18 protein-coding genes are annotated in these 25,805 nt (G+C 71.3%); 13 read left to right on the forward strand and 5 right to left on the reverse strand.

Features of this window, described 5'->3' with window-relative positions:
• Nucleotides 1-187: 187 nt before the first annotated feature.
• From J5V16_RS06250 to J5V16_RS06270, 5 genes are all read left to right on the forward strand, one after another.
• Entirely contained in the window at nucleotides 188-1,378 is a 1,191-nt protein-coding gene (locus J5V16_RS06250; RefSeq protein WP_208495229.1) for a thiolase family protein, read from the forward strand.
• Nucleotides 1,378-3,462, forward strand: coding sequence for a 3-hydroxyacyl-CoA dehydrogenase NAD-binding domain-containing protein (locus tag J5V16_RS06255; RefSeq protein WP_208495230.1), 2,085 nt, complete (start codon nucleotides 1,378-1,380; stop codon nucleotides 3,460-3,462). Before J5V16_RS06250 ends, J5V16_RS06255 begins: the two co-directional genes overlap by 1 nt.
• A gap of 279 nt (nucleotides 3,463-3,741) precedes the next feature.
• Nucleotides 3,742-4,869 carry a hypothetical protein gene (locus tag J5V16_RS06260; protein WP_208495231.1) on the forward strand — a complete coding sequence of 376 codons (1,128 nt, stop codon included), beginning with the start codon at nucleotides 3,742-3,744 and terminating at the stop codon, nucleotides 4,867-4,869.
• Nucleotides 4,870-5,237: 368 nt separating this feature from the next.
• Complete coding sequence (locus J5V16_RS06265; protein ID WP_208495232.1) at nucleotides 5,238-6,077, forward strand: hypothetical protein; 840 nt, start codon at nucleotides 5,238-5,240, stop codon at nucleotides 6,075-6,077.
• A 280-nt stretch (nucleotides 6,078-6,357) separates the two neighbouring features.
• A complete protein-coding gene (locus J5V16_RS06270; protein WP_208495233.1) occupies nucleotides 6,358-9,027 on the forward strand; it encodes a proline-rich domain-containing protein in 2,670 nt (889 codons plus the stop codon).
• Between the two features lie 134 nt (nucleotides 9,028-9,161).
• Here the strand turns inward: J5V16_RS06270 and dxs are convergent, their stop codons facing one another.
• Nucleotides 9,162-11,087, reverse strand: coding sequence for a 1-deoxy-D-xylulose-5-phosphate synthase (dxs, locus tag J5V16_RS06275; RefSeq protein ID WP_243900864.1), 1,926 nt, complete (start codon nucleotides 11,085-11,087; stop codon nucleotides 9,162-9,164).
• Between the two features lie 294 nt (nucleotides 11,088-11,381).
• Here dxs and J5V16_RS06280 point away from each other — a divergent pair, with 294 nt between their 5' ends.
• The 6 genes from J5V16_RS06280 to J5V16_RS06305 all read left to right on the forward strand — a co-directional run bounded on the left by J5V16_RS06280 (nucleotide 11,382) and on the right by J5V16_RS06305 (nucleotide 18,999).
• The gene (locus tag J5V16_RS06280) at nucleotides 11,382-12,281 is read left to right on the forward strand and encodes an amidohydrolase family protein (protein ID WP_208495234.1); all 900 of its coding nucleotides are present in this window, start codon (nucleotides 11,382-11,384) and stop codon (nucleotides 12,279-12,281) included.
• Nucleotides 12,282-12,551: 270 nt separating this feature from the next.
• Nucleotides 12,552-13,592: a quaternary amine ABC transporter ATP-binding protein gene (locus J5V16_RS06285; RefSeq protein WP_208495235.1), complete on the forward strand. Its 1,041-nt coding sequence runs from the start codon at nucleotides 12,552-12,554 to the stop codon at nucleotides 13,590-13,592.
• Nucleotides 13,589-14,488 (forward strand): ABC transporter permease, encoded by a 900-nt coding sequence (locus J5V16_RS06290; protein WP_208495236.1) that lies wholly within the window; start codon nucleotides 13,589-13,591, stop codon nucleotides 14,486-14,488. The genes J5V16_RS06285 and J5V16_RS06290 overlap by 4 nt, the downstream gene beginning before the upstream one ends.
• A 55-nt stretch (nucleotides 14,489-14,543) precedes the next feature.
• The gene (locus J5V16_RS06295; RefSeq protein ID WP_208495237.1) at nucleotides 14,544-15,455 is read left to right on the forward strand and encodes a glycine betaine ABC transporter substrate-binding protein; all 912 of its coding nucleotides are present in this window, start codon (nucleotides 14,544-14,546) and stop codon (nucleotides 15,453-15,455) included.
• 341 nt (nucleotides 15,456-15,796) lie between these two features.
• Nucleotides 15,797-17,473, forward strand: a complete 1,677-nt coding sequence (locus J5V16_RS06300; RefSeq protein ID WP_208495238.1) for an RICIN domain-containing protein — start codon at nucleotides 15,797-15,799, stop codon at nucleotides 17,471-17,473.
• A 380-nt stretch (nucleotides 17,474-17,853) separates the two neighbouring features.
• The gene (locus J5V16_RS06305) at nucleotides 17,854-18,999 is read left to right on the forward strand and encodes a DUF5685 family protein (RefSeq protein WP_243900910.1); all 1,146 of its coding nucleotides are present in this window, start codon (nucleotides 17,854-17,856) and stop codon (nucleotides 18,997-18,999) included.
• 12 nt (nucleotides 19,000-19,011) lie between these two features.
• On the opposite strand, the gene J5V16_RS06310 is transcribed toward J5V16_RS06305, so the two are convergent.
• The 4 genes from J5V16_RS06310 to J5V16_RS06325 form a co-directional block, all read right to left on the reverse strand.
• Nucleotides 19,012-19,791, reverse strand: coding sequence for a hypothetical protein (locus J5V16_RS06310; protein ID WP_208495240.1), 780 nt, complete (start codon nucleotides 19,789-19,791; stop codon nucleotides 19,012-19,014).
• 73 nt (nucleotides 19,792-19,864) lie between these two features.
• Nucleotides 19,865-21,046: a class I SAM-dependent RNA methyltransferase gene (locus J5V16_RS06315; RefSeq protein ID WP_208495241.1), complete on the reverse strand. Its 1,182-nt coding sequence runs from the start codon at nucleotides 21,044-21,046 to the stop codon at nucleotides 19,865-19,867.
• Between the two features lie 94 nt (nucleotides 21,047-21,140).
• A complete protein-coding gene (locus J5V16_RS06320; protein ID WP_208495242.1) occupies nucleotides 21,141-23,114 on the reverse strand; it encodes an APC family permease in 1,974 nt (657 codons plus the stop codon).
• 139 nt (nucleotides 23,115-23,253) lie between these two features.
• On the reverse strand, nucleotides 23,254-24,294 hold the full coding sequence (locus J5V16_RS06325; RefSeq protein ID WP_208495243.1) for a S66 peptidase family protein: 1,041 nt from the start codon (nucleotides 24,292-24,294) through the stop codon (nucleotides 23,254-23,256).
• 173 nt (nucleotides 24,295-24,467) lie between these two features.
• Here J5V16_RS06325 and J5V16_RS06330 point away from each other — a divergent pair, with 173 nt between their 5' ends.
• Nucleotides 24,468-25,136: a potassium channel family protein gene (locus tag J5V16_RS06330; protein ID WP_208495638.1), complete on the forward strand. Its 669-nt coding sequence runs from the start codon at nucleotides 24,468-24,470 to the stop codon at nucleotides 25,134-25,136.
• Nucleotides 25,133-25,798 (forward strand): potassium channel family protein, encoded by a 666-nt coding sequence (locus J5V16_RS06335; protein WP_208495244.1) that lies wholly within the window; start codon nucleotides 25,133-25,135, stop codon nucleotides 25,796-25,798. The genes J5V16_RS06330 and J5V16_RS06335 overlap by 4 nt, the downstream gene beginning before the upstream one ends.
• The last annotated feature ends 7 nt before the right edge of the window (nucleotides 25,799-25,805 follow it).

Below are 25,805 nucleotides of genomic sequence, written 5' to 3' on the forward strand. Positions count from 1 at the left end.
CCCCCGCTCTGCCGGCCCGCTCGCGAGCGGGCCGTTCGGCGTACCCGCCACCTGCGTTCATGCCCGGTTCGACGCCGGTCCGGCACTAGGCTGGGTGGGGCAGTGACATCGAACTTACTTGCGGGTAACATTCGTTGTGACGTTGCACTCTCAACAACGACGCTGCATACCCAAAGGAGGGGCTGGCGTGAACGACACCATCCGCGATGTCGTCTTCGTCGACGGGGTACGGACCCCGTTCGGCAAGGCGGGCAAACTCTTCGAAGAGACCCGCGCCGACGACATGATCATCCGCTGCATCAGGTCGCTGCTGCGCCGCAACCCGGGGCTGCCGCCTGAGCGGGTCGACGAAGTGGCGCTCGCGGCCACCACGCAGATCGGCGACCAGGGCCTCACGCTCGGCCGCACCGCCGCGCTCCTGGCCGGACTCCCGAAGTCCGTCCCCGGCTACTCCATCGACCGCATGTGCGCGGGCGCGATGACCGCGGTGACCAGCGTGTCCTCCGCGATCGCCGCCCGCCAGTACGACATCGCCATCGCCGGGGGCGTCGAGTCGATGTCGAACCACCCGATGGGTGAAGGCGTCGACCCCAACCCGCGCATCATCGCCGAGAAGCTGGTTGACCCCGAGGCGCTCAACATGGGCAACACGGCCGAGAACCTGCACGACCTCTACCCGCACATCACCAAGGAGCGGGCCGACGCCTACGCCGTGGGCACCCAGCAGCGGTACGCCGCCGCCGTGGAGCGCCTGAGCGCCGACGTCACCACCATGGCCGCGCGCTCCACCGACGACGGCTGGACCGTCGCCACCGCCGACGAGCTGCCGCGTCCGGGGACCACCCTGGAAGGCCTCGCGAGCTTGCGGACCCCGTTCCGCCCGCACGGCCGCGTCACCGCCGGCACCTCCGCGCCGCTCACCGACGGCGCCACCGCGTGCCTCCTGGCCGACGCCGAGACCGCCGCCGAACTCGGCCTCCCGGTCGCCATGAAGATGATCGGCTTCGCCTTCGCCGGCGTCGACCCCGAGACCATGGGCTCGGGCCCGATCCCCGCTACCGAGAAGGCCCTCGCGCGCGCCGGGCTCTCCATCGACGACATTGGCCTGTTCGAGATCAACGAGGCCTTCGCCGTCCAGGTCCTGGCCTTCCTCGACCACTTCAAGATCGCCGACGACGACCCGCGCGTCAACCCGTGGGGCGGCGCGATCGCCATGGGCCACCCGCTCGCCTCCTCCGGCGTGCGCCTCATGACCCAGCTCGCCCGCGAGTTCGCCGTGCACCCCGAGGTGCGCTACGGCATCACCACCATGTGCGTCGGCCTCGGCCAGGGCGGCACGGTCATCTGGGAGAACCCGAACTTCAAGGGGGCCAAGTAATGTACGCGACTCCGCTCGACCTTCCCGACTTCGAGGAAGAGGTCGTCACCGAGGCCCACGTCCGCTACCTGGAGCCCCGCGGGCTCGGCGGCAAGGCCGCGCTCATCACGCTCGACAACGGCTACGACCACACCAAGCCCAGCTCCTTCGGGCCCGGCGGCCTCAAGAACCTGTGGCTCGCCCTCGACGAGGTCGAAGCCGAAGCGGACGTCAAGCTGATCGCCGTCACCGGCAAGCCGTTCATCTTCCTGGCCGGGGCCGACATCAAGCTCATGCCGAACCTCAAGTCCCGCGAGCAGGGCCTGGCCCTGGCGCAGGCCGGGCACGCGGTCTACAAGCGGCTCAAGGACTCCGCGGTCCCCACGTTCGCGTTCATCAACGGCGTCGCCCTCGGCGGCGGCTTCGAACTGGCGCTGCACTGCCACTACCGCACCGTCGCCGCCAGCGCGAACGGCCTGGGCCTGCCCGAGGTCTCCATCGGGCTCATCCCCGGCTGGGGCGGCTCGCAGATCCTGCCGAACCTCATCGGGGTCGAGAAGGCCGCGCAGGTCATCGTCGGGAACCCGTTGAACCAGAACAAGATGCTGCGCGGCACGGACCTCGTGCCGATGGGCATCGCCGACGTGCAGTTCGAGTCCGCGGACTTCCTGGAGGAGTCGCTCGACTGGGCCGTCAAGGTCGCCACGGGCGAGACCGCTGTGGAGCGCCCGGAGATCGACCGGTCGGTGTGGCCGGCGGTGATCGCGGGGGCGCGGCAGCTGGTGGACGAGAAGGTCCACAATGCTTCGGCCGCGGCCGTGCGGGCGCTCGACCTGCTGGAACTGGCGCAGACCGCCACGTTCGAGGAGGGCTCGCTCGCCGAGGACGAGGCGCTGGCCGATCTGGAGGCGGGGCCGCAGTTCCAGGCGAGCATCTACGCGTTCAATCTCGTTCGCGCCCTCGGCAAGCGTCCTGAGGGCGCGCCGAGCCCGGGGCTGGCGAAGGAGATCGGCAAGGTCGGCGTGGTCGGGGCCGGGCTCATGGCCGGGCAGATCGCGCTCATGTTCGCGCGCCGCCTCGAGGTGCCCGTGGTGATGACGGACCTGGACGAGGAGCGGGCGCAGAAGGGACTCGCTTACGTGCGGGCCGAGATCGACAAGCTCGAGGCGAAGGGCCGCACGTCCAAGCTGAAGGCCGCGAAGCTGCGGTCGCTGGTGTCGGCGAGCGCGGACAAGTCCGTGTACGCGGACTGCGACCTGGTGATCGAGGCGGTCTTCGAGGAGCTGGGCGTCAAGCAGGCGGTGTTCGCCGAGATCGAGCCGATCGTCTCGGAGGAGTGCCTGCTGGTCACGAACACCTCGGGGCTGTCGATCACGGCGATGGGCTCGAAGCTGTCGCGTCCGGAGCGCCTGGTGGGCATGCACTTCTTCAACCCGGTGGCGGTCATGCCGCTGGTCGAGGTCATCGCGACCGACAAGACCGACGACGCGACGCTGGCCACGGCGTACGCGGTGGCGAAGAAGTTGAAGAAGACCGCGGTGGGCTCGGCGGACCGGCCGGCGTTCATCGTGAACCGCCTGCTGGGCCGGATGCTGGCCGAGGTTACGGGCGCGGTGGACGCGGGTACGCCGATCGAGGTCGCGGACGTGGCCCTCGACGAGCTGGGGCTGCCGATGCGGCCGTTCGCGCTGCTGGAGCTCGTGGGACTGCAGGTGGCCTGGCACCTGTGCCAGCACCTGAACGAGGACCTGGGGCCGCGGTTCCCGGCGTCGCAGAACCTGCGGCGCATGGCGGAGGCGGACTTCCCCGTGTTCGACGCTGCGGCGAAGGGCAAGGGGCGGCTGACCGACGAGGCGAAGGGCCTGATCGAGCTGGGCGGCGAGGCGTCGTCGGCCGCGGAGGTCAAGGAGCGGGTGCTGCGGGGCCTGGCCGAGGAGGTACGGTACATGCTCGACGAGGGCGTGGTGCCGTCGCCGAAGCAGGTGGACCTGGCGATGATCATGGGCGCGGGCTTCCCGTTCTGGCTGGGCGGGCTGACGCCGTACCTGGACCGCGAGGGGATTTCGACCGCCGTGTCGGGATCGCCGCTCGCCGCGAATACTTAAGTGAACGCGGTCACATTATCTTTGCGCCGAGCCCGGCCTCGACCGAAAGGTTGAGGCCGGGCTCGTCTCTCGTACAGTCGGGGTGCTCGCTAACACGACAGTAACGGGGACGAAGCGGAGGGTGACCGTCGTACCGTCACTTCCCGGCGAAAGCCCCAAGCGGAACCGACCAGTCCTAAAGCGCTTTCCGGCGGGGACTGCCCTTGGATTCGCGGGCTTTTCCCCACGTCAAACCCCCCTTACGTTTGGCCGGTGCGAAACCGCCAGACGAATGAAGGCGTGACTGGCCTGGCCCAGAGCGCCGCCCTCTCCATCCGAAAGCGACTCAAACCCGCGTTCCGCGGCCTGGTCGAACGGTCCCGCGTCGGGACCGCCCGGGCAGCGGCGCTCGCGGCAGTTCTCGGGGCGACCCTGGTCGCCTTCCTCCGGAACACCGCCGCCCCGGCCGCCGTCCGGCTCGCCGAGCGGCTCCGCGAAACCGCGGCCCCCGTCATCGAGCGGGCCAAGCCCGTCATTGCTTGGGCCTCCCGCCGCCTCGAGCCCTGGGCCGCCCTGCTGAAGGACGTCGCCGCCGTCGCCGCCGAGCTGGCGCGACCGGTCGTCGTCAAGATCGAAGACCTGGCACGGCCCGTGGTGCACAAGGTCGTGGACGTGGTTCGGCCGATCGTCTCCAAGGTCGTCGAACGTCTCGGCCTGCGCGTGACCATCATGGGCACGGCCACCGCGATCTTCATCGGTTCGACCGGCAGCGCCGCACTGGCCATCACGAGCATGGACGAGCCGTCCAGCGAGCAGCAGCCCGTCAGCGCCATCACGGCGCTCGAGCTCGCCCTCTCCGACGAGGCCTCCGCGGCCGCCGGGGAGCAGATCGCGGCCGACCAGCGCGCCGCGGCCGAGGCCGAGGCCAAGGCGAAGGAGGAAGCTGCGGCTCAGGCGGCCGCCGAGGCGGCCAAGGCGGCAGCGCAGCCGAAGCCCGTCGACGGTCTCAGCGAGCTGCAGATGAAGAACGCCGTGGCCATCATCGAGGCCGGCAAGGACGAGGGTCTGGGCCGGGACGCCTGGGCGGTCGCGCTGGCGACGGCCATGCAGGAGTCCAAGTTCCGCAACTACGCGAACGTGAACGTTCCGGAGTCCTACGAATACGACTACCAGGCCGAGGGCTCGGACCACGACTCGGTCGGCCTCTTCCAGCAGCGCCTCTCCTGGGGCAAAGTCTCGGACCTCATGAACCCTGAGAAGTCGGCCAAGAAGTTCTACAAGGCGCTCGAGCGGGTCGACGGCTGGGAGAACATGTCCGTCACCAGGGCCGCCCAGACCGTGCAGGTCTCGGCCTACCCCGACGCCTACGCCCAGTGGGAGGGCCTGGCCTGGGACATCATCGATTCCTACGAGAAGGCCAAGTCCTAGCACACCGGATTCTTACCTTCCGCCTCCCATGAGGAACGGGTCTCGCAGCTGCGCTGCGGGGCCCGTTCCCGTTCGGCGCCGCAGGCGTAATCAACACGTTCGGTCACCATTCGACGACTCCGGCGACATGAGCGCGATCACATCGACATTCGGGCGTTTCATTTTCATCCGACAGGGCGCGGCGCTCCCGCCGAACGGCCGAGCCGAACGCCGCCGGGACCAGCGGGACCGCGGACGATTACCGCGATAGGGATGATGCCAGGCAAAAGCCATAGCGCTACCGATGAGTAGGGAAAACCCTTGCCGTCCGGCGCGGCCCCGCCTCACTCACGGCTTTGACCTGGACTTTTCCTCCTTACGGTTGCCCAGTGCAAATTCGCAAGATCATCGAAGGCGTGACCGGTTCGGTCCGGAGCGCCGCGGCCGGGATCTCCCAGCGGTCGAGCAGATTCTTCACCGACAGCGAGGGCGAGCACCACCGCATCCGCCGCCTCGCCGTCGTCGGCACCGCAGCAGCCGTCTTCACCGTCTCCGGCGCCACCGCAGCGTGGGCCATCAGCAACAGCGGCGAGCAGGCGCCCGTCGCCGAGGTCGCCGCCGAGGCGCCCGTCGGGACGACCGAGGCCCCCGTCGCCACCAAGGCCCCGGCGACCACCAAGTCGCCCGCCACCAAGGAACCGGTCCCCGAGCAGACCACCGAAGAGGCCCCCGTCGAGGAGCCGGCCGCGCCGGAGCCCGAGAAGGAGCCCACCGGGCCCGTCGACATCGAGGTCGCCGACCTCGACGACGAGCAGGAGGCCAACGCGGTCACCATCATCGAGACGGGCAAAGAGCTCGGCTTCGACGAGCAGGGCTGGGCCGTCGCCCTCGCCACCGCGATGCAGGAGGCGAAGCTCTACAACGCCGCCTCCGAGGCCGTCCCGGAGAGCTTCGACTACACCGACTCCGAGGTCACCTACTCCGACCACGACTCGGTCGGCCTGTTCCAGCAGCGCACCTCCATGGGCTGGGGCTCCGTCGAAGAGCTGATGGACCCCGCGACCTCCGCGAGCAAGTTCTACAACACGCTCGCCGAAGTCGACGGCTGGCAGAGCATGTCGATCGCCTCGGCCGCCCAGGCCGTGCAGGTCTCGGCCTTCCCCGACTACTACGCCCAGTGGGAGGGCCTGGCCTACGACATCATCGACGCCTACAACAGCGCCGGCTGAGCCGGCCGATCGATGATCCGGAGGCACTGAACTTTTCCCTCCTCCCGATGGAACGGGGTCCCGCTGCTGCGAGCGGGGCCCCGTTCCTCTGTCTACCGCCGGTCGCAGGCCCCGCGTCGCGGACGCGGCGCCTTCGGGCGTCTCCAAGTGATCCGTTTGGAGGAATCCTGAAAGAATGACCCCGGATGCGGGGCCCGAATGCAATGCCCGTTGTGGTGGTCCTACAAAACGCGTCCGTTTTGCCCTGAACCGAAGTTGACAGGACCCGCACACTGTGCACATGAACACGTACAACTGCCCCCGCTGCGGCAGCCCCTCCACGGTCGACCGGTGCCCGGTCTGCGGCCGCGGGCCCGAGCCGCTGCTCGCGCGGCTCGGGGAGCTCGACGCCGTCCTGGCGGCGATGCCCGCGACCCTCAAGAGCCGCGCGGCCGTCGAGGCCGAACGCGTCGACGTGCTGCAAGGGCTCACGCAGGTCGCCGCCCGCCACCTCGCCGAAGCCGAACGCCACGCCGCCCAGTCGCCCGTCCCCATCCCGAGCCCCGCGCCGCAGACGCCCGGCGGGCCGGTCACCGGCCCGCAGGCCGTGCCTGTCACCGCGCCCCAGGCCGGTCCCGTCACGCCGCCGGGAGGCGCCCCGCAGGCGGCGCCCAGAACGCCGCTGCCGCCCTACCCGGTGATCCCGCAGGGACCGGCCGCGCACACGCCGCCCGCCGGGGCGTTCCCGCCCGCCCGGGAACGCGGCGAGGTCCGCTCCAAGACCGTCCAGACCGTGCTCCTCAGCCTCGGCGGGCTCCTCGTGGCCGCCGCGCTCATCATCTTCACCGCCGTCGCCTGGCGGAACATGGGCAACAGCGGCCGCGCCGCCGTCCTCGGCGGCGTCACGCTGCTGCTCCTCGCCGTCCCCTTCGCGCTCAAGCGCTACCGCCTGTGGGCGACCGCCGAGACCTTCGCGGCCCTCGCCTCCCTCGCGCTCTGGTGCACCACGCTCGCCGGGTACTACCTCTACCGGCCGCCCGGCGCCGACTTCGGCCCCGAGACGGTGGGCGCGTGGACGGCCGGGGTGCTCGTGGTGCTCACCGCCTACCGCGCCGCCGCGCGCCTGACGGCGACCAGCTGGGCCATGCTGCCGCTCGCACTCATCGGCGCCTCGTACGCCGCCGCCGGAAGCATCGGCACCGCCGTCGTCCTCATGCTCGCCATCGCCGCCACCCTCGGAGCGGCCTCCTGGATCACCGGGAAGCAGCCCGGCCATTACGCGAAGTCGGACCTGTGGGCCGGGCGGCTCCTCACCTGCGCCGCCGTCATCGCCGCCTGCTCCGCGGGGCTGCGCGCGGCCTTCGGCGTCGCCGACCCCGTGGTCCCGGCGATCGCGGCCGCCGTCGCGGCCCTGGCCGCCGCCAACCTCGTCGGCGTCCACCTCGCCCGCCGCCTCGGCGTCACCCTCAACACCATGCTCATCGCCGGATCGGCCGCCGCCTCGCTCGTCCTGTGCGCGTGGGTCCTCGCGGCCCGGTCCGGCTCGGCCGAGCTCGTCATCCCGTCGCTCGCGCTCCTCGCCGCCGGCTTCCTCCCGCTCGTCACACCCGAGGCCCGCCGGAGCGCACTGGCGTTCAGCGCGGCCGTGACCGCCGGGCTCGCCGCGGTGGCCGTGTTCGCCACCGTCGCCTTCAACGCCCCCGACCTGAGCGCCTACTTCGCGGCGTTCCTCGCCGCCCGCCTGCTCGCCCCCGTGCTCGCCGAACCGCTCGGCAGCGCGTTCCGGTCCGCGTCGCTCGTCGTCGGCACCGGCACCGCCCTGGTCACCTCGCTGGTGGCCCTCGGCGGCCTCGGCTACCTGTTCTGGGGCGACGACTTCGGCTGGCCGCTGTACGACGCCGAAGTCCCGATCGTGCTGGTGGCCTTCGCGTTCGCCACCGTGCTGCTGCCGCGCCGGTTCCGGGTCGACGCGATCGCGCTCGCCTTGACGTTCGCGGTCGAGTCCGCCGCGATCCTCTGGTGGGCCCAGGACCCGGCCCGCTTCGACGCGGTGCCGACCGTCGCCCTCATGGTCTGCGGCGCGATCGGACTGGCCGCGGCGCTGTTCTCGCGCACGCTCACCGGCCGGTGCTCCGGCTGGGTCGCCGTCGCCGTGTGGGCGCCGCTCGCCGGCGCGGCCGCGGACGCCAGCGACACGCTCGACCCCGGCGACGGCTGGATTCCGCTGTGGCTCACCGTCACCGCCGCCTCGATGCTCGTCATCGCCGTGGGCGCCCCGCGCCGCAGCCGCCCCGACCGGGTGCTCGCCGCCGTCCTCGCCCACGTGCTCGGCGGGACCAGCGCGGTGCTCGGCTGGTTCGGCGAGTTCTTCGACTGGACCTCGGACGCCCACGGCGAGCTCATCCCCGCCGCGCAGTTCGGGATCTACGCGCTCGCCCTCGCCGGGGCGGCGATCATGGCCCCGGTCCGCAAGTGGGGCTATGTGATCGCGTCCCTGTGCACCGGCACCCTCGGCTGGTGGTCGATGCTCATCGCGCTCGAAGTCGGCACGCTCGAGTTCTACACCGCGCCGCCCGCCGCGGTCCTGTTCCTCATCGGACTATGGCGGCTCGAGCGGCGGCCCGAGACCGGGTCGTGGTCCACGCTCGCGCTGCCGATCCTCGTCGGCATCGCGCCGAGCCTGATCACGGCGATCGAAGGGGGCGAAGAGGTGCGGCGCGTCGGCGTCGGCACCGCCGCGATCGCGGTCATCATCGCCGGGCTCGCACGGCGCTGGCAGGCACCGCTGGTCCTCGGCTCGATCGCCCTGGCGGTCATGACGATCAACGAGCTGACGCTGCTCGGCGGCCGCATCCCCGTGTGGATCCCGCCCGCCATCGGCGGCGCCATCCTCATCACCGTGGGCGCCACCTTCGAACGCCGCCGCCGCGACCTGCGCCGCATCCGCGACACCCTCAAATCGATGCGGTGACGGCACCACACGAGACCGGTGCGACCGGCCCCGAGAGGCTCGCCGCACCGTTCTCCGCGTCCCGGCGCACATAATTTGGTGTAAATGAAACGGCGCGGCGGTTCCGGTCGGAACCGCCGCGCCGTTCTCGCGTCTTAGTGGTGGTGGCCTTCGGCTTCGCCGCGGCGGTGGACTTCGGCGGCGAGGCGTTCGGCGATCGCGTCAGGGGTGAGGCCGAGGTCGGCGAGGAGCTGGGCGCGGGTGCCGTGGGGGTGCCAGCCGCGTTCGACGGCGAAGTCCACGAGCGGGGTCTCGTCGCCGGAGTCGCGCAGGGACTGCGCGAGCGCGTCGCCGAAGCCGCCGGTGCGGATGCCGTCCTCGAGCGTCGCGACCAGCGGGTACTGGCCGACGAGCTTCACGAGCGCGTCCGGGACCGGCGAGATCCAGCGCGGGTCGACGACCGTGGCCCGGATGCCCTGCTCCGCAAGGAGGGCGGCGGCCGCGACCGCCGTCGCGGCGAACGAGCCGCAGGCGACGATGAGCAGTTCGTCGTCCTCGTGCTTGACGAGCACGTCGAGTCCTTCGTGGACCTCGACCGCCTCGATGTCGGCCTCCGGGACGGCCCCGGTCGGGAAGCGCAGCATCGTCGGGCCGTCGTCGACCGAGAGCGCCTCGGCCAGCTCCTCGCGCAGCGACGCGGCGTCGCGGGGCGCGGCGATGCGCAGGCCCGGCACCACCCGGAAGATCGAGGTGTCCCAGATGCCGTAGTGGCTCGGGCCGTCCGGGCCGGTGATCCCGGCGCGGTCGAGCACGAATGTGACCGGCAGCTTGTGCATGGCGACGTCGAGAACCGTCTGGTCGAACGCGCGGTTCATGAACGTGGAGTAGACCGCCACGACCGGGTGCATGCCGTTCATCGCCAGGCCCGCAGCCGAAGTGACCGCGTGCTGCTCGGCGATGCCGACGTCGAAGACCCGCTCCGGGTGGCGCTTCATGAGCTTGTCGACCCCGGTGGGGCCGGGCATCGCGGCGGTGATCGCCACGACTTCGGGCCGCAGGTTCGCCTGCGCCACGAGCTCGTCGGCGAACACGCCGGTCCAGCGGCGCTTCGAGGCGATGAGCGGTTCGCCGGTGATGGGGTCGAACGCGGCCGACGGGGCGTGCATCTGCTCGGCCTCGTCGGCGCGGGCGGGAGCCCACCCGTGGCCCTTCTCGGTGAGGGCGTGGACGATCACGGGGCCGCCGAAGCGCTTCGCGCGGTCCAGGGCCTCGCTGAGCTCGGCGATGTTGTGGCCGTCGACGGGGCCGACGTACTTGATGCCGAGGTCGGAGAACATGCCTTGCGGGGCGAGGGCGTCCTTGAGCCCGGTCTTGGCGGCGTGCAGGCCCTGGTAGGCGGCGCGGCCGAAGACGGGGATGCGCTCGACGAGCTCCTGGATCTTCTTGAGCGCGGGCTCGTAGCCGGGGTTGAGGCGCAGCCCGGAGAGGCGCTTGGCGAGGCCGCCGACGGTGGGCGCGTAGGAGCGGCCGTTGTCGTTGACGACGATGACGAGCTTGAGGTCGTCGCGGGCCGCGATGTTGTTCAAGGCCTCCCAGCACATGCCGCCGGTGAGCGCCCCGTCGCCCACGAGGGCGACGACGTGACGGGCGGATCCGCTGAGCGCGTGTGCCTTCGCGAGGCCGTCGGCGTAGGAGAGGGCCGTGGAGGCGTGCGAGTTCTCGACGAGGTCGTGCGGGGACTCGGCCTGGCTGGGGTAGCCGGTGAGACCGCCGCGCCCGCGCAGGCCGCCGAACTGGGAAGCGCGGCCGGTCAGCGCCTTGTGGACGTACGACTGGTGCCCGGTGTCGTACACTATCTGGTCGTGCGGGGAGTCGAAGACCCGGTGGATGGCCATGGTCAGCTCGACGACGCCGAGGTTGGGGCCGATGTGGCCGCCGGTCCTGGCGACGGCGCCGACGAGGAATTCGCGGATCTCCTCGGCGAGCCGGGGGAGCTCGTCCTCGTCCAGCGACTTGAAATCGGCCAGCCTGCCGATGCCTGACAGCAGCGGGCCCATCTCGGGTTCGTCGTGCGGGTTCATAAGGGGGAAGTCTATCGGTGGCACCGTGCGGGCGGTAGCTGCGCGAGTGCGCTGGGATGTGCCTCATGGGCCCGCGCCGGGCGTGATCCGTGCGGCACGGCACGCGAAACGATGTCACGGTTCGCTCGATCGGCGGTGACGCCGCCGACGGCGTCCGAGGCCCGGTGGGAACCGTCGGGATTTCATCCGGACGGGGGACGGCGGCTGTTTCTGTCGGATAGCTGTCACTCCCCGAAAGGGACACGCCGTGCGAAAAGCCGGGCCGCTCCGTGATCGAAATGTGATCATCCCAACATGGACCTCATCGACCTGCACCAGAACACGGAATGGCCCGCGCGCCTCGACCAGGTGTTGAGCTCCAACCCGGTGGACTGGGCCGACCGGCGCCAGAGCGTCCAGTCCGCGGCCCCGCCCGGACTGGCGCGGCTCCAGCGCATGTCGGCCGTGCCGCGATTCGACCTCGACGCGGTCGACCCGGACGTCTACGAGGGCATCCTGGAGGACGCCCTGATCGCGGCCGCGCGCGGCGGCGCGGCCTACACCGAGCTGCGGCTGCCGCAGGAGTCGGTGGTCTACCCGCAGTTCATGGAGCGGTTCACGGCGGCCTGCGAGCGGGTCGCCGCGGCGCACCCGGGGTTCGAGGCCGGCGCGGTGCTGAGCATGAACCTGTGGGACCCGATGCTGCGGGAGCTGTGCGACGCGTTCGCGGACGCGGCCGCGGCAGGCCTGGCGGGCATCGAGATCATCTACGTTCCCTATGCGGCCGAAGCGGACTGGACGCGCGGCCGGATCGTGGCCGAGGCGGCGGGCGCGGCCGGTCTGGGCGTGACGGTCCCGGCGGGGGCGTTCAACGCCTCGAACCTGGCGCAGCTCGCCGAGATCGAGCAGATCGGCCGGATCGGGCACGCCGTGGGCGCGGCGAGCGACCCGGGGATCATGCGGCTGCTGGCCGAACGCGGTGTGACCGTTGAGGTGTGCCTGACCTCGGCGGTGGTCCTGGGCATGGTCGCGAAACTCGAGGACCACCCGCTCCCCCGGTTCCTGGAGGCGGGCATGGCGGTCGTGCTGGGCACCGACTCGCCGATGCGGATGGGCACGGACATCGCGGGCGAGTACGACAAGGCGCGGGCGCTGGGGCTGAGCGAGACGGACCTGGCGGTCATGACGGCGCGGGCGAGGGCCGCGCGGCTCTGACACGGCCCCCGCTCGCTTCGTCGAACGGTCACGATTAGGCCTCAGCTTGGTCACCTCACGGTGTCAATTCTTCAGAACGTCGTATTGTCGACAATCAAACCAGCCTTCATTAGACATACTGTTTCGAGGCGATGAGCTGTGTAAACGCTGTGCTCGTACGTCTCGTGTCGATCTTCTCACGCATTGCTCGGGTTGAAAAAACACAGGCGTTGACTAGTGTTTCACCGGTTCCCCCGCCCCACCCGGAACCCCCTGCTGCGAAAGGACGAGATGTCAGCGATAGCAGTCGATTCCCTGTACAAGGTCTTCGGCAAAGGCGCCCGAAGCGCCGTCGCCCAGCTGAAGAACGGCACCCCGCGCGACCAGTTGGCCAAGCACGTGACGGCCGCGGTGATCGACCACAACTGGTCGATCGAGCCCGGCGAGATCTTCGTCGTCATGGGCCTCTCCGGCTCCGGCAAGTCGACGCTCATCCGGATGCTCAACGGCCTCATCAAGCCCACGTCCGGCACGATCCGCATCGGCGGCGTCGAGCTCGGCTCGCTCTCCAACCGGGAGCTGCGCCGCCTGCGCCGCGAGAAGATCAGCATGGTCTTCCAGCACTTCGCGCTCCTGCCCCACCGCAGCGTCGTCGAGAACGTCGCGTTCGGCCTGGAGATCAAGGGCCTCAGCAAGACCGAGCGACTGGAGCGCGCAAGGGAGGCCGTCGAGCTCGTGGGCCTCACCGGCCACGAGGACAAGCTCCCCGCCCAGCTCTCCGGCGGCATGAAGCAGCGCGTCGGCCTCGCCCGCGCGCTCGCGGCCGACACCGAGATCCTGCTCATGGACGAGGCCTTCAGCGCCCTCGACCCGCTCATCCGCCAGGAGATGCAGGACCAGCTGCTCGACCTGCAGTCGAAGCTCGGCAAGACCATCGTCTTCATCACCCACGACCTCAACGAGGCCATGCGGATCGGCGACCGGATCGCCATCTGCGACGGCCAGGTGAAGCAGCTGGGCACCGCCGAGGACATCCTCCTGCGCCCGGCCGACGAGTACGTCGCCGAGTTCACCGCCGACGTCGACCGCACCCGCGTGCTCACCGCCGAGGCCGTCATGGAGCCGTGCGCGGGCCGCGACACCAGCAAGTTCCCGCAGGTCGAATCAGACGTTCCCATGACCGAGCTCTACCAGCCGGTCCTGAACTCCAAGGCCCCCTTGCTGGTCGTGGACGACAACGCCGACCCGCTGGGGGTCGTCACCCCCCGGTCCATCATCAAGTCGCTGTCGCACCCCGCCGGCGACCCGGCAGAGGAGCGCCAGCCCGCATGATCGAATACCTCCGCAACTGGTTCTGGACCTACGTCTGGAAGCCCCTGCCCGACATGCCGTTCGGCGACTGGATGGAGTCGTTCATCCGCTGGGCGCGCGACGCGTGGGCCGCCGGGTTCGACGCCGTCGACGCCGGGCTCGAGTTCCTCTACGTGCACCTCGCCGAGGGACTGCTCTGGCTCCCTTCGGGGGTCATGGTCCTGCTGTTCGCCGCGGCCGCGTGGGCCGCGAAGGGCTGGAAGCTCGGCGTCGGCATCGGCCTGGGCATGTTCGTCGTCGCGTGGACCCCGTACTGGGAGCAGACGATGCAGACGCTCTCGATGGTCCTCGTCTCGGCCGCGATCGCGATCCTCCTGGCGGTCCCGCTGGGCGTCGCCGCGGCCGAGAGCAGGGCGTTCTCCGCCATCGCGCGGCCGGTGCTCGACTTCATGCAGACGCTGCCGGCGTTCGTGTACCTCATCCCGGTCGTGATGCTGTTCAGCGTCGGCGTGGTCCCCGGGATCATCGCCACGATCATCTTCGCCATGCCGCCGGGCGTGCGCCTCACCGAACTCGGTCTGCGCCAAGTGGACTCCGAGGTCGTCGAGGCCGGCCAGGCCTTCGGCGCCTCTCCCGCGCGCATCCTGGCGCGCATCAAGCTGCCGCTCGCGCTGCCCACGATCATGGCCGGGCTCAACCAGGTCATCATGCTCGCACTGTCCATGGTGGTCATCGCGGGCCTGGTGGGCGGCGGCGGCCTCGGCTCGGTCATCTCCGGGTCCCTGGGCCGCTTGGACATCGCCGCCGGGTTCAACGCCGGACTCGCCGTGGTGCTCCTGGCGATCCTGCTCGACCGCGTGACGCAGGGCCTGTCCGAGCGCACGCCGGTAGCGCGGGCCGCGAAGCTCGCCCGCTAGTCCCCCGAACACCCCGCACACCAGGCGCACGCCCCCGCGCCGGAGAGAAGGAAACATGCAACGACGTTCGATCATGAAGGGCGCCATGGCCACCGGCGTCGCGACACCGCTGGTGCTCGCGGGCTGCTCGGTGGAAGAGGAGCCCGGCGACGCCGCGGCCGAAGGCGTCGACTTCGGCCTGGCGAAGGGCGAGGGCGAGATCAAGATCGGCTACATCAACTGGGACGAGGCGGTCGTCGCCACCGAGCTGTGGCGCCAGGCGCTCACGGCCTCGGGGTACACCGTCACCGCCCAGGAGTTCACCGAGGTCGGCCCGTTGTTCGAAGGCCTGTCCTCGGGCGACCTCGACGTGTTCCTCGACGGCTGGCTGCCGATCACGCACCAGACCTACATGGCAACCTACGGGGACCGGCTCGAGCAGCTGGGCGCCTGGAACGAGAACGCCGCGCTCACCGTCGCCGTACCGGCCTATGTAGACGTCGAGTCGCTGGCCGACCTCAACGCGAACGCGGACCTGTTCGGCGGTCGGATCGTCGGCATCGAGGCCAGCGCGGGCCTGACCGAGGCGGTGCAGAACAGCACCATCCCGACGTACGGCATCACCGACCTGACGCTGGAGACCTCGTCGACGACGGCGATGCTCACCGAGCTCGACAGCGCGATCGCGGCCGAGGAGCCGATCGTGGTGACGCTGTGGCAGCCGCACTGGGCGTATGCGAAGTACGACGTGAAGAACCTGGCGGACCCTGAGATGACGCTGGGCGAGGCCGAGACGATCAACACGCTGGCGCGCTCGGGGTTCAGCGAGGAGTTCAAGGACGTGGCGGAGGCGCTGGGCACGTTCGCGATGAGCGACGAGCAGCTCGCGGACCTGGAGAACACGGTGTTCTCGGAGCACGGCGGCGACGTGCAGGCGGGCGTGACGGCCTGGCTGGGGAAGAACGAGTTCTCGGCGCTGGTCGCCTAGGCGGCCCCGCGGACCGCGCAGGGCGGGAGTGGCGCCGGGGCCGTGCCCCGCGGCAGGATCGAGGACTCGCCGACCTCCAGCGCCGCTCTACCCCCGTGCGTGCGGGTCGCCGTCCCCACAGGCGGCGGCCCGGGCCGGCCGGCGAGCGACAGGCGTGGCTCGCCGGCCGGGCCCGAAGTGCTGAGCCCGGATTCCGGCTGCGCACCGACATTGTCCGTTCATATTGAAATACATTTATGTTTCGTTTAATATGACATACGGCACCCGGTTCCCCGGCCCGGTTGCCGCAGGCAGCGGTGGCATTCCCCGGCATCGCGCACCGCATGGCGCATTGGAGCACCATGTCGTCCACATCCGTTGACAACCCGGCCCCGACCGGCCCTTCACTCCCCCGCCGGCGCCTCTTCCAGGGCGCGGCGGCCGCGGGCGGCCTCGCCGCCTTCGGCACCGCCGCGGTCGCGCGGGCCCAGACCGACGTCGGCGTCCAGGCCGTGCATCCCGGGATGCTGCACACCCAGGCCGACATCGACCGCATGTACGCGCGGGTCAGCACCAACCAGGAGCCGTGGCGCAGCGGCTGGGAGAGGCTCATCGCCAACGGCCACGCCCAGTCCACGTGGACCGCCCGGCCCACCGCCACCATCATCCGCGGCGGCGACGGCCAGAACTACCCGCAGCTCTACAACGACATCCACGCCGCGTACCAGAACGCGCTGCGCTGGCGCGTCTCCGGCAACACGGCCTACCGCGACAAGGCCGTCCAGATCCTCAACGCCTGGTCCTCCACATTGGAGGTCGTCACCGGCAACGCCGACCGGTTCCTCGCGGCCGGGATCTACGGGTACCAGTTCTGCTGCGCCGCCGACCTCGTGCGCGACGCGCCCGGATTCGACCTGGGCGCGTTCCAGGACATGATGACGAGCATCTTCCTGCCCATGAACGAGCACTTCCTCACCAACCACAACGACGCCTGCATCACCAACTACTGGGCGAACTGGGACCTGTGCAACATGTGCAGCATCCTGTCGATCGGCATCGTCTGCGACGACGGCGCGCTCGTCGACCGGGCCGTGGACTACTTCTGGAACGGCGAGGGCAACGGCTCCATCTACAACGCGATCCCGTTCGTGCACAGCGGGTTCCTCGCGCAGTGGCAGGAGTCCGGGCGCGACCAGGGGCACTCGATCATGGGCATCGGGCTCATGTCGAGCTTCATGGAGATGGCCTGGAACCAGGGCATCGACCTCTACTCGGCCCGCGACCTCGCGTTCGCCAAGGCCGCCGAGTACGTGGCGCGCTACAACCTCGGCCACGACGACCTTCCGTTCACCAAGTACACCTGGGGCACCGGCCAGAACTGCGCGTACAGCGAGCAGACGGTGATGGGCTCGGGCGGGCGCGGCCAGCTGCGGCCGGTGTGGGAGATGGTCTACAACCACTACAGCGTCAGGCGCGGGCTGCGGATGCCGAACGTCGCGCGCATGGCGGCCCTGGTGCGCGCCGAAGGCGGCGGCGGGGACTACGGCACCACCTCGGGCGGGTTCGACACCCTCGGGTTCGGCACGCTCGCCCACACCCGGCCGACCCCGGCGGTCGCCTCCGGCGGCGTGTACACGCTCATGGCCGAGCGCTCCGGGAAGTGCCTCGACAACGGCTCGGTCACCACCGAGGGCGCCCAGGTGATGCAGTGGGCGGACAACGGCGGGAACTGGCAGCGGTGGCGGATCACCGACGTCGGCGGCGGCTACCACAAGCTGGTGAACCTCCACTCCGGCAAGGCGCTCGACAACTTCTCGCTGACCGCGGACGGCGGCAAGGTCGTGCAGTGGAGCGACAACGGGGGCGCGCCGCAGCGGTGGCGGATCACCGACGTGGGCGGCGGGGCCGTCAAGCTCGTGTGCCAGCACTCGGGCAAGGCCCTCGACAACGGCAACGGCGAGGCGAACGGCGGCCTCGGCATCCAGTGGACCGACACCGGCGGGGTCCAGCAGCGCTGGAACCTGAAGCGGGTCGCCTAGGCGGGGACGGCGGGGGGCGGCACCGGCCCCCCGCCGTCCTCTCGGTCTGACCAGGCAAAACAGGCCGCATCCGACCGGTTCCGCGCCCGCGTGAGCGGCCGAAACACCCACCGTATCCATGCGAAACTGCTAATATGTCAGTGCGCTTTGCGGGCCGCCCCCCTCGCCGAGCGCCCGACAGCCTTGATGCCTCCCGCACGCGACCGCCGACCCGTCCTCGGCGGTCGCGTCACGCCGCACCGCCGCACCGCCCGGGCCTGGACGGCGTACCCACCGCATTGCGCCGCACCGATACCATCGCGCATACCGATTCGCACCCAGCGGCGGCCCGCGCTCATCCCCCGGCCCGCCGCCGAGCGCTAGGAGACCACTTGTTCGGCATGCTCGCGCCCTGCCCCTCCCGCACCCCCGACGAACTCAAACCACGCTGGATGGGCCACTTCTGCGGCCTCTGCCTCGAACTCCGCGACGACGCGGGCCACTTCGCCCGGCTCACCACCAACTACGACGCCCTCGCCCTCTCCGTGCTCGTCGAAGCCCAGCAGGGCGACGACGCGGACAGCCGCAACGCCGGGCCGTGCGCCCTGCGCGGCATGCGCCGCCAGCGCGTCGCCACCGGCGAGGGCCCCCGCCTCGCCGCGACCGCTTCACTGCTCCTCGCGTCCGCGAAGATCCGCGACCACGTGGAGGACGGCGACGGACTCGCCGCCCGGCCGGGCGCGCGCGGCATCGCGGGCCTGACCGCGGACCGCTTGCGCGCCAAGGCGACGGCGATCGGCGGCTCGATCGGGCTGGACACCGCGCCGCTGTTCGCCGCCATCGAAGGCCAGCGCGGCGTCGAGGCCGACGCGGGGCTCGGCACGCCGCTCACGGCCGTGACCGCGCCGACCGAGGCGGCCACGGCCGCGCTGTTCGCGCACGCGGCGCACCTGGGCGGCCGGCCGGAGAACACCGAGGCGTTCCGCACCGCCGGGGCGGCGTTCGGCCGCCTGGCGCACCTGCTCGACGCGGCCGACGACTTCGAGGAGGACGCCGAGCGCGGGGCGTGGAACCCGCTGGCCGCCACCGGTTCCGGGATCGAGGACGCGCGCTCGCTGGCGCGCGAGGCGCTCGCGGACATGAAGCGGGCCTTGCAGTCGGCGCGGATCGTGGACGCGACGCTGACGGAGCTGCTGCTGGACCGGTATGCGCGCCACGCGTTCTCGAAGACGTTCGGGTCGTCGTGCTCGACCCACCGGCCCCCGACCGCCGAGCGGCGCGGGTATCGGGAGCGGCGCGACTACCGCAAGGACCGCCGCTACGAGCGCCGCAGCCGCTACGACCACGGCTACTACCGGCCCGAGCCGCGGAACTTCTTCGCCGGGCTCTGCGCGTTCACGGTGCTGTGCTGCACGTGCCAGATGTGCTGCCGCGAGGAGTACGAGGGCCCGTGGTCGCGGCGGCGCCGCGAGGGCTGCTGCCGCGACTGCGACTGCTGCGACTGCTGCCCTTGCGACGGCGACTGCTGCGGGTGCGGCTGCGACTGAGCCGCTTCGGTACTACTGCGGCGGCTGGGGCCAGCCGGGGTTCGCGGCCGGAGGGCCGGGCTGGGCCGGCGGCTGGTACCCGCCGGCCGCGGGCGGCGGGGCCAGGCCCGGCTGCGGCGCGGCGTCCCTCCACTGGGGAGGAGGCGGCTGGTAGCCGGGGAAGACGTGGTCGTCGGGGCCGGCCTGCGGTTCCTGGTCCTTGGCGGACTGGTTGCCGGGCAGGCGGAGCCAGGCGGCGACGGGCTTGCTGAAGACCAGGCCGAGCACGCACAGGACGGCGAGGAGCTGGACGATGGCGAAGGGCACCTTGACCACGCCGATGAAGCCGCACACCGCGTTGAGGCCGAGGAGGCCCAATCCGATGTAGAACACGGCGCGGGGGTCCTGGAACCCGAAGCGGCCCAAGCGCTCCCGTGCGATGGCCCAGATGAGGACGATGACGGCCGCGAGGACGATCACGCTGAAGACGAGGGTGAGCACGATCCCGGCCGCGGAGTCGAGGAACGACGCGAGCAGGGCCGAGAACGCCAGGGACACCACAGTGAGCAGCACGGCGGCGGCGAAGTAGACCCACAGCAGCTGGAGCATCCAGGTGACCTGCTTGGGGCGGCCCTCCAAGGGCAGGATCCCCCAGCGCTGCCAGAACGTGGGCGCGGGCGGGAGCACCGGTCCGGTCGGCTGCCCGGCCGCGAACGTCCCGTACGGGTCGTGCGGCCGGTACTGGAAGGACGGTGCGCCGGGCGCGTTCTGCGGCTGCGGCTCAGGCCCGGTCGCGTAGGGAGGGTTGGTCATCGATCGGCTCCGAGGAGAAGGTCGGGGTGCGGTGATCAAGTTATCGCAACGCCCGCGATGACCCGGCCCCCGGTCAGCGGTAGACGGGTTCGAACAGCGCGATCGTCTCGAAGTGCTGGGTCATCGGGAACGCGTCGAAGGCGCGGATGCGGGTGAGCTCGTAGCCCTCGATGGCGAGGTCCTTGGCGTCGCGGGCGAGCGCGCCCGCGTCGCACGCGACGTAGCAGATCGCGCGCGGCCGCGCTTCGCCCAGGGCCACGACCACTTCGGGTCCGGCGCCGCTGCGCGGCGGGTCGAGCACGACGAGGTCGATCGAGCCGAGGTCGGGGATGATCGAGGCGACGTCGCTCTCGAGCGCGCCGGCGTTCTTGTACGGCGCGAGGTTCGCGGCGGTGCGCGAGGACGGCGCGTTCTCGATGGCCATGACCCGTCCGGTGTCGCCGACGGCGGCGGCGAGTCCGGCGGCGAAGAGCCCGGCCCCGGCGTACAGGTCCCAGGCGGCCTCGCCCTCCTGCGGGTCGAGGAAGTCGAGGGCGCAGGCGAGGAAGGTGGGCGCGGCGGCCGGGTGGACCTGCCAGAAGCCGTCGAAGCCGAGCTCGAATTCGTGCTCGCCGACGTTCTGGTGCACGAGTTTGGGGCCGCTCTTGTGGTGCGGGCGGGCGGTGCGGCGCAGCTGGGTGTAGACGGCGAGCTCGTCGTCGTTCGAGTCGACGACGCCGACGGCGCCCATGCCCTCCCAGCGCTTGGCGAGGAGGTCGGATTCGCGGATGCGCTCGGTGGCGATGGCGCACCTGTCGATGTGGATGAGGTCGTGGGACTTGTGGCGGCGCAGGCCGGGGCGGCCGGCGTCGTCGACGGCGTACTGCATGCGGGTGCGCCAGCCGAGCGCGCCCTCTTCCCAGGGCAGTTCCTCGACTTCGACGCCTTCGAGCTTGGCGGGGTCGACGCCGCCGATGCGGGTGAGCTGGTCGGTGAGGACGCGGGCCTTGAGGCGGCGCTGGGCGGCGGGGGCGGCGTGCTGGAAGTCGCAACCGCCGCACTTGCCGGGGCCGGCGTAGGGGCAGGGGGGTTCGACGCGGTCGGGCGAGGCCTCGATGATCTCGACGGCGTCGGCGAACGCGAACCGCTTCTTGCGCTCGCCCACCTCGATGCGGACGGTCTCGCCGGGGAGGGCGTGGCGGACGAAGTACACCTCGCCGTCGACTCTGGCGACGCAGTGGCCTCCGGCGGCGACGTCTTCTACGGTGACGATCATCGTCCTCATCCTCACGGGTTGCTCTGCGGCGCCGGGCTCGGCGGGCCGCACGTCAGGGTACAGGTGACGGGCGCCTCGCCGTCTGCGACAGTGCTCATCGGCGGACGCGTCTGAGGGGCGGCGGTTCGGTGCTCTCGCCGAGGATCCAGGGCACGATGCAGATCATGACGCCCGGCTCGTACTTGAGCTGGCGGCGGATCGCCTTGGTGGTCTGGTTGTGGAGCAGGGTCGTGGACCAGTTGAAGTAGCCGCGGGCGAGGCGCCCGGGCTGCGGGCCCTGGCCGACCACGTATTCGGGCAGGTAGACGGTGACGACGTCGCGGGGCGCGTCGCGGCGCAGGGCTTTGACGTAGTCGACGATCGGGCCGGTGATCTCGCGGTACGGGGAGTCCACGACGGTGAGCGGCACCTTGATGGCGCGCCGCTCCCATTCGGCGAGGAGGTGGCGGGACGCGGCGGCGTCGACGTTCACCGAGAGGCCGGTGATGGTGTCGGGCCGGGTCGCCTTGGCGTAGGAGAGCATCCGCATGAGCGGCAGGTTGACGCTGGAGACGAGCACGATCGCGTGGTTGCGGGCGGGCAGGCGCGGTTTGCCCGGCGGCAGCTCTATCTCGTCGCGCACCGCCGTGTAATGCTGCGCGATGAAGCGCATGAGCAGGTAGCAGCCGCCGATGATGAGCACGGCGATCCAGCCGCCGCGCCGGTAGTCGGTGAGGGCCACGACGACGAGCACGACGGCGCACGCGACGGCGGCGAGCATCGCGGTGGCGAGGGCGCGGCTCGCGCGGGACCGGCGGGCGGCGTCGCGTTCGACGCCGAGGACGCGCCGCCAGTGCCGGACCATGGCGGCGTTGGCGAGGACCATCGAGAGGAAGACGCCGACGATGTACAGGCCCATGAGCTCGAAGGTGCGGCCGCCGAAGAGGATCACCAGGAGCGCGGCCGCGACGGCGAGGATGAGGATGCCGTTGGAGTAGACGAGGCGGTCGCCGCGCTTGTGGAGCTGGCGCGGCAGCAGCGAGTCCTCCGCGAAGACCGAGGCGAGCTGCGGGAACCCGACGAACGCGGTGTTCGCGGCGAGGATGAGGACCCCGGCGGTGGCGAGCATGATCGGGGTGACGGCCGCGGGCGAGGCGTCGAAGGCGGTGTCGGCGAGCTGGGCGAGCAGCGGGTGCTGGAGGTACCCGGCCGGGCCGGACCCGGTGTCGGACCGGGCGCCGAAGAGGTAGGCGAGGACCACGAGGCCCACGAAGAGCGCGACGGTCGCGCCGCCGACCGAGGTGATCGCGGCCGCGGCGTTGCGCCCGCGCGGGGGCCGGAAGAAGCGGACCCGCGTCGTGAACGTCTCGATGCCGGTGACGGCCACCGATCCGGCCGCCAAAGCCCTGGCGCACAGGATGAACAGGGCCGCGGAGGTCCATTCGCGGTCCTCGGCGGTGGCGGTCTCGGCGGAAGCGGCGGTGAGGTCGTCGCCCGCGCCGATGCGCACGAAGCCGACGATGAGGAGCGCCGCCACCCCGGCGACGAACGCGACCGTGACGCCGGCGGCGAAGCGTCCCGAGACGCGCAGGCCGCGCAGATTGACGGCCGCCAGGGCCACGATCGCGGCGGCCGCGACCCATTCGCGCCAGGGATCCAGTCCGGGCAGGACCACGTTGAGCGCGGCGACGGCGGCGGAGACCGAGACGGCGACGGTGAGGATGTAGTCGAGGACCAGCGCGGCGGCGGTGAGGCGGCCCGCGCCGGGACCGAAGTTCGCGGCGACGACCCGGTAGTCCCCGCCGCCGCCCGGGTAGGCCTGCACGGTGTACCGGTAGGAGGCGATGACGGTGACCATGACGGCGGCGACGGCCAGGCCGGTCCACACCGAGTACGCGTAAGCGGCCGTCCCGGCGGTGCCGAGGACGAGGAAGACCTGCTCGGGGGCGTACGCGAGCGAGGAGATGGGGTTGACCGCGAGCAGGGGGATCGCGTACCGCTTGGACAGCGCGAGGGAGGGCGGCTGCTGCCCGGAGGCGAACGGCTCGCCCACGAGCAGCCGCTTGAAGACGGACAAGGACCGGGTCACAGGTGCTGACACTACCGGCCCGGCGCGGGCCGCATGAGCGTCGATCGCACATGCGGCCCTGGCGGGCGCGCTCGCGGTGCGGAGGACCGCCGACGGCGCGGACCGGGACCCGCGGCGGGCGGGTCTCGGCGCGGGGCCGCTATTCGCCTACGGCCGCTTCGATCGTCAGCGTGCCGGCGTCGGTGTCGAGCACGGCTTCGGTGCCCAGCGGCATGACGCGCGGGTCGAGGCCGTGGCCGACCTTGAGGCCGCCGAGGACGGGGATGCCGAGGCCGCCGAGGCGGTCCGTCAAGACCTCGTTCATCGTCCACTCGCCGGGCTTGTACTCGTCGTGCTCGTTCGGGGTGAACTGGCCGACGGCGATCCCGGCGAGGCCGTCGAAGTGCCCGGCGCGCGTGAAGCGCGTGAGCATCCCGTCGATGCGGTAGCGGTATTCGTCGGTGTCCTCGATGAAGAGGATCGCGCCGTCGAAGTCCGGCAGGTGGTTGTCGTCGGGTTCGGCATCGAGCAGGGAGAGGTTGCCGCCGTAGAGGAGGCCGCTCGCGGTCCCGGGGACCTCGACGGCCGCGGTGGGCTCGGCCGGGTCGCGGGTGAGGACGACCGGGTCGGTCGACATGAGCGCGCTGCGCAGCGACTCGGCGGTCGCGGCGGTGTTGTTGGACGACCAGGCCATCATCGGCGAGTGCAGGCTCGCGAGGCCGGTGTGGTGGTTGGCGGCCAGGTGCAGCGCGGTGATGTCGGAGTAGCCGACGATGAGCTTCGGGTGGTCCTCGAGGCCCGAGAAGTCCACTTCGTCGATGATGCGGGTGGTGCCGTAGCCGCCGCGGGCGGTCATGAGCGCCTTCGCCTCCGGGTGGTCGAGCGCGTACTGCAGGTCGGCGAGGCGGTCGGCGTCGGGCGCGGAGAGGTAGCCGAACGTGTCGAGCGCGTGCTCGGTCAGCTCGACCCGCAGCCCCCAGCTCTCGAGGAGGGCGATGCCCCTGCCGACGGCCGTCGCCGTCGTCGGGCCGCCCGGGGCGGGGACGACGACGAGATCGCCGGGGACGAGCTTCGCGGGCTTGCAGGACTCGGACTTCTCGGCGGCGGCCGGAGCGGCGACCGCGGCGGCGGCCACGGCGCCCGCGGCGATGCCGCCGATGAGGGCGCGGCGGGAGAGGGAGGGACGGGAGTGCTCGAGCATCGGGGCTCCTCGGGTTGTGTGACGTTCCGATTGCTAGACGCTTTTGGACTGTCGTTTGCATACTCCCTTGGGCGGTTTTTTCTGAGTGTTCACCGGAGTCGATGCGTCCGGCCCGGGCGCCCGGGCGGCGCGGTATCGTCACGGGATCAGCGTTTGAACGAGGGGTGAGCCGGGTGCATGTGGTGATCATGGGCTGCGGCCGCGTGGGTTCGTCCCTGGCGCGGAGCCTGGTGGAGCGCGGGCACACCATCGGGATCATCGACCAGAACCCGAAGGCGTTCCGCCGCTTGGGACCCGACTTCGACGAGACCACGGTGCGCGGCGTCGGCTTCGACCGCGAGGTCCTGGCGAAGGCCGGCATCAACCGGGCCGACGCGTTCGTCTCGGTCTCCTCGGGCGACAACTCGAACATCATCGCCGCGCGGGTCGCCCGCGAGAACTACGGCGTCCCCAAGGTCATCGCCCGCATCTACGACCCCCAGCGCGCGAGCGTCTATGAGCGCCTTGGCATCCCGACCGTGGCCACGGTGCGGTGGACGGCCGACCGGCTGCTGCGCCACCTGCTCCCCGAGGACCAGGAGCCGCTGTGGCGCGACCCCACCGCGACCCTGTCGATGGTCGAGATCCTGTGCGACGAGGCCTGGTACGGCAACGCGCTGGCGCTGCTGGAGCAGGCGACCGGGCACCGGGTGGCGTACGTGACCCGGTTCGGGCGCGCGACCCTGCCGACCCCCTCGACGGTGCTGCAGGACGGCGACCAGGTGTACATGCTCGTCGCCGACGGGGACGAGGCCCGCATCCGCGAGATCGCGGGCGCCGCCCCGCAGGGAGGTGCCGCATGAGGGTCGCCATCGCCGGGGCCGGGAACGTCGGCCGGTCGATCGCCGCGGAGCTGGTCGGCAACGGCCACCAGGTGCTGCTCATCGAGCGCGACCCCGACTCGATGCGGCCCGAGCGGGTCCCGGAGGCCGAGTGGCTGCTCGCGGACGCGTGCGAGCTGGAGAACCTGCGCCAGGCGCACCTCGAAGGCTGCGACGTGGCCGTGGCCGCCACCGGGGACGACAAGGTGAACCTCGTGGTGAGCCTGCTGTCGAAGACCGAGTTCGCGGTGCCCCGCGTGGTCGCGCGCGTGAACCGGGCCGAGAACGAGTGGCTGTTCAACGAGGAGTGGGGCGTCGACGTCTCGGTGTCCAAGCCGCGGCTGCTCGCCGCGCTCGTCGAAGAGGCCGTGAGCGTCGGCGACCTGGTGCGGCTCTTGACCTTCCGCCAGTCGCAGGCGAACCTCGTCGAGATCACGCTGCCGCTCGAGGCGCCGCACGTGGGCAGCCGCGTCGCGGACGTGCCGCTGCCGCACGACGTGGCGCTCGTGGCGATCCTGCGCGGCCGCCGAGTCATCGCGCCGAGTCCCGACGACACCCTCGAGGCGGGCGACGAGCTCGTGTTCGTGTGCAATGAGGACGCCGAGGACGCGACCCGCTCGGTCTTCCTGGGCAAACGCCGCTGAAATGCCC

The sequence above is a fragment of the Glycomyces niveus genome, assembly GCF_017592475.1.
Classification (GTDB): domain Bacteria; phylum Actinomycetota; class Actinomycetes; order Mycobacteriales; family Micromonosporaceae; genus Glycomyces; species Glycomyces niveus.

What these genes read in the sequence shown, in the direction of transcription:
- J5V16_RS06255 (WP_208495230.1), top strand. Translation starts at nt 1,378, where the DNA reads ATGTACGCGACTCCGCTCGACCTTCCCGACTTCGAGGAAGAGGTCGTC.
- J5V16_RS06270 (WP_208495233.1), top strand. Translation starts at nt 6,358, where the DNA reads ATGAACACGTACAACTGCCCCCGCTGCGGCAGCCCCTCCACGGTCGAC.
- dxs (WP_243900864.1), bottom strand. Translation starts at nt 11,087, where the DNA reads ATGAACCCGCACGACGAACCCGAGATGGGCCCGCTGCTGTCAGGCATC.
- J5V16_RS06280 (WP_208495234.1), top strand. Translation starts at nt 11,382, where the DNA reads ATGGACCTCATCGACCTGCACCAGAACACGGAATGGCCCGCGCGCCTC.
- J5V16_RS06285 (WP_208495235.1), top strand. Translation starts at nt 12,552, where the DNA reads ATGTCAGCGATAGCAGTCGATTCCCTGTACAAGGTCTTCGGCAAAGGC.
- J5V16_RS06290 (WP_208495236.1), top strand. Translation starts at nt 13,589, where the DNA reads ATGATCGAATACCTCCGCAACTGGTTCTGGACCTACGTCTGGAAGCCC.
- J5V16_RS06295 (WP_208495237.1), top strand. Translation starts at nt 14,544, where the DNA reads ATGCAACGACGTTCGATCATGAAGGGCGCCATGGCCACCGGCGTCGCG.
- J5V16_RS06300 (WP_208495238.1), top strand. Translation starts at nt 15,797, where the DNA reads ATGTCGTCCACATCCGTTGACAACCCGGCCCCGACCGGCCCTTCACTC.
- J5V16_RS06305 (WP_243900910.1), top strand. Translation starts at nt 17,854, where the DNA reads ATGCTCGCGCCCTGCCCCTCCCGCACCCCCGACGAACTCAAACCACGC.
- J5V16_RS06310 (WP_208495240.1), bottom strand. Translation starts at nt 19,791, where the DNA reads ATGACCAACCCTCCCTACGCGACCGGGCCTGAGCCGCAGCCGCAGAAC.
- J5V16_RS06315 (WP_208495241.1), bottom strand. Translation starts at nt 21,046, where the DNA reads ATGATCGTCACCGTAGAAGACGTCGCCGCCGGAGGCCACTGCGTCGCC.
- J5V16_RS06325 (WP_208495243.1), bottom strand. Translation starts at nt 24,294, where the DNA reads ATGCTCGAGCACTCCCGTCCCTCCCTCTCCCGCCGCGCCCTCATCGGC.
- J5V16_RS06335 (WP_208495244.1), top strand. Translation starts at nt 25,133, where the DNA reads ATGAGGGTCGCCATCGCCGGGGCCGGGAACGTCGGCCGGTCGATCGCC.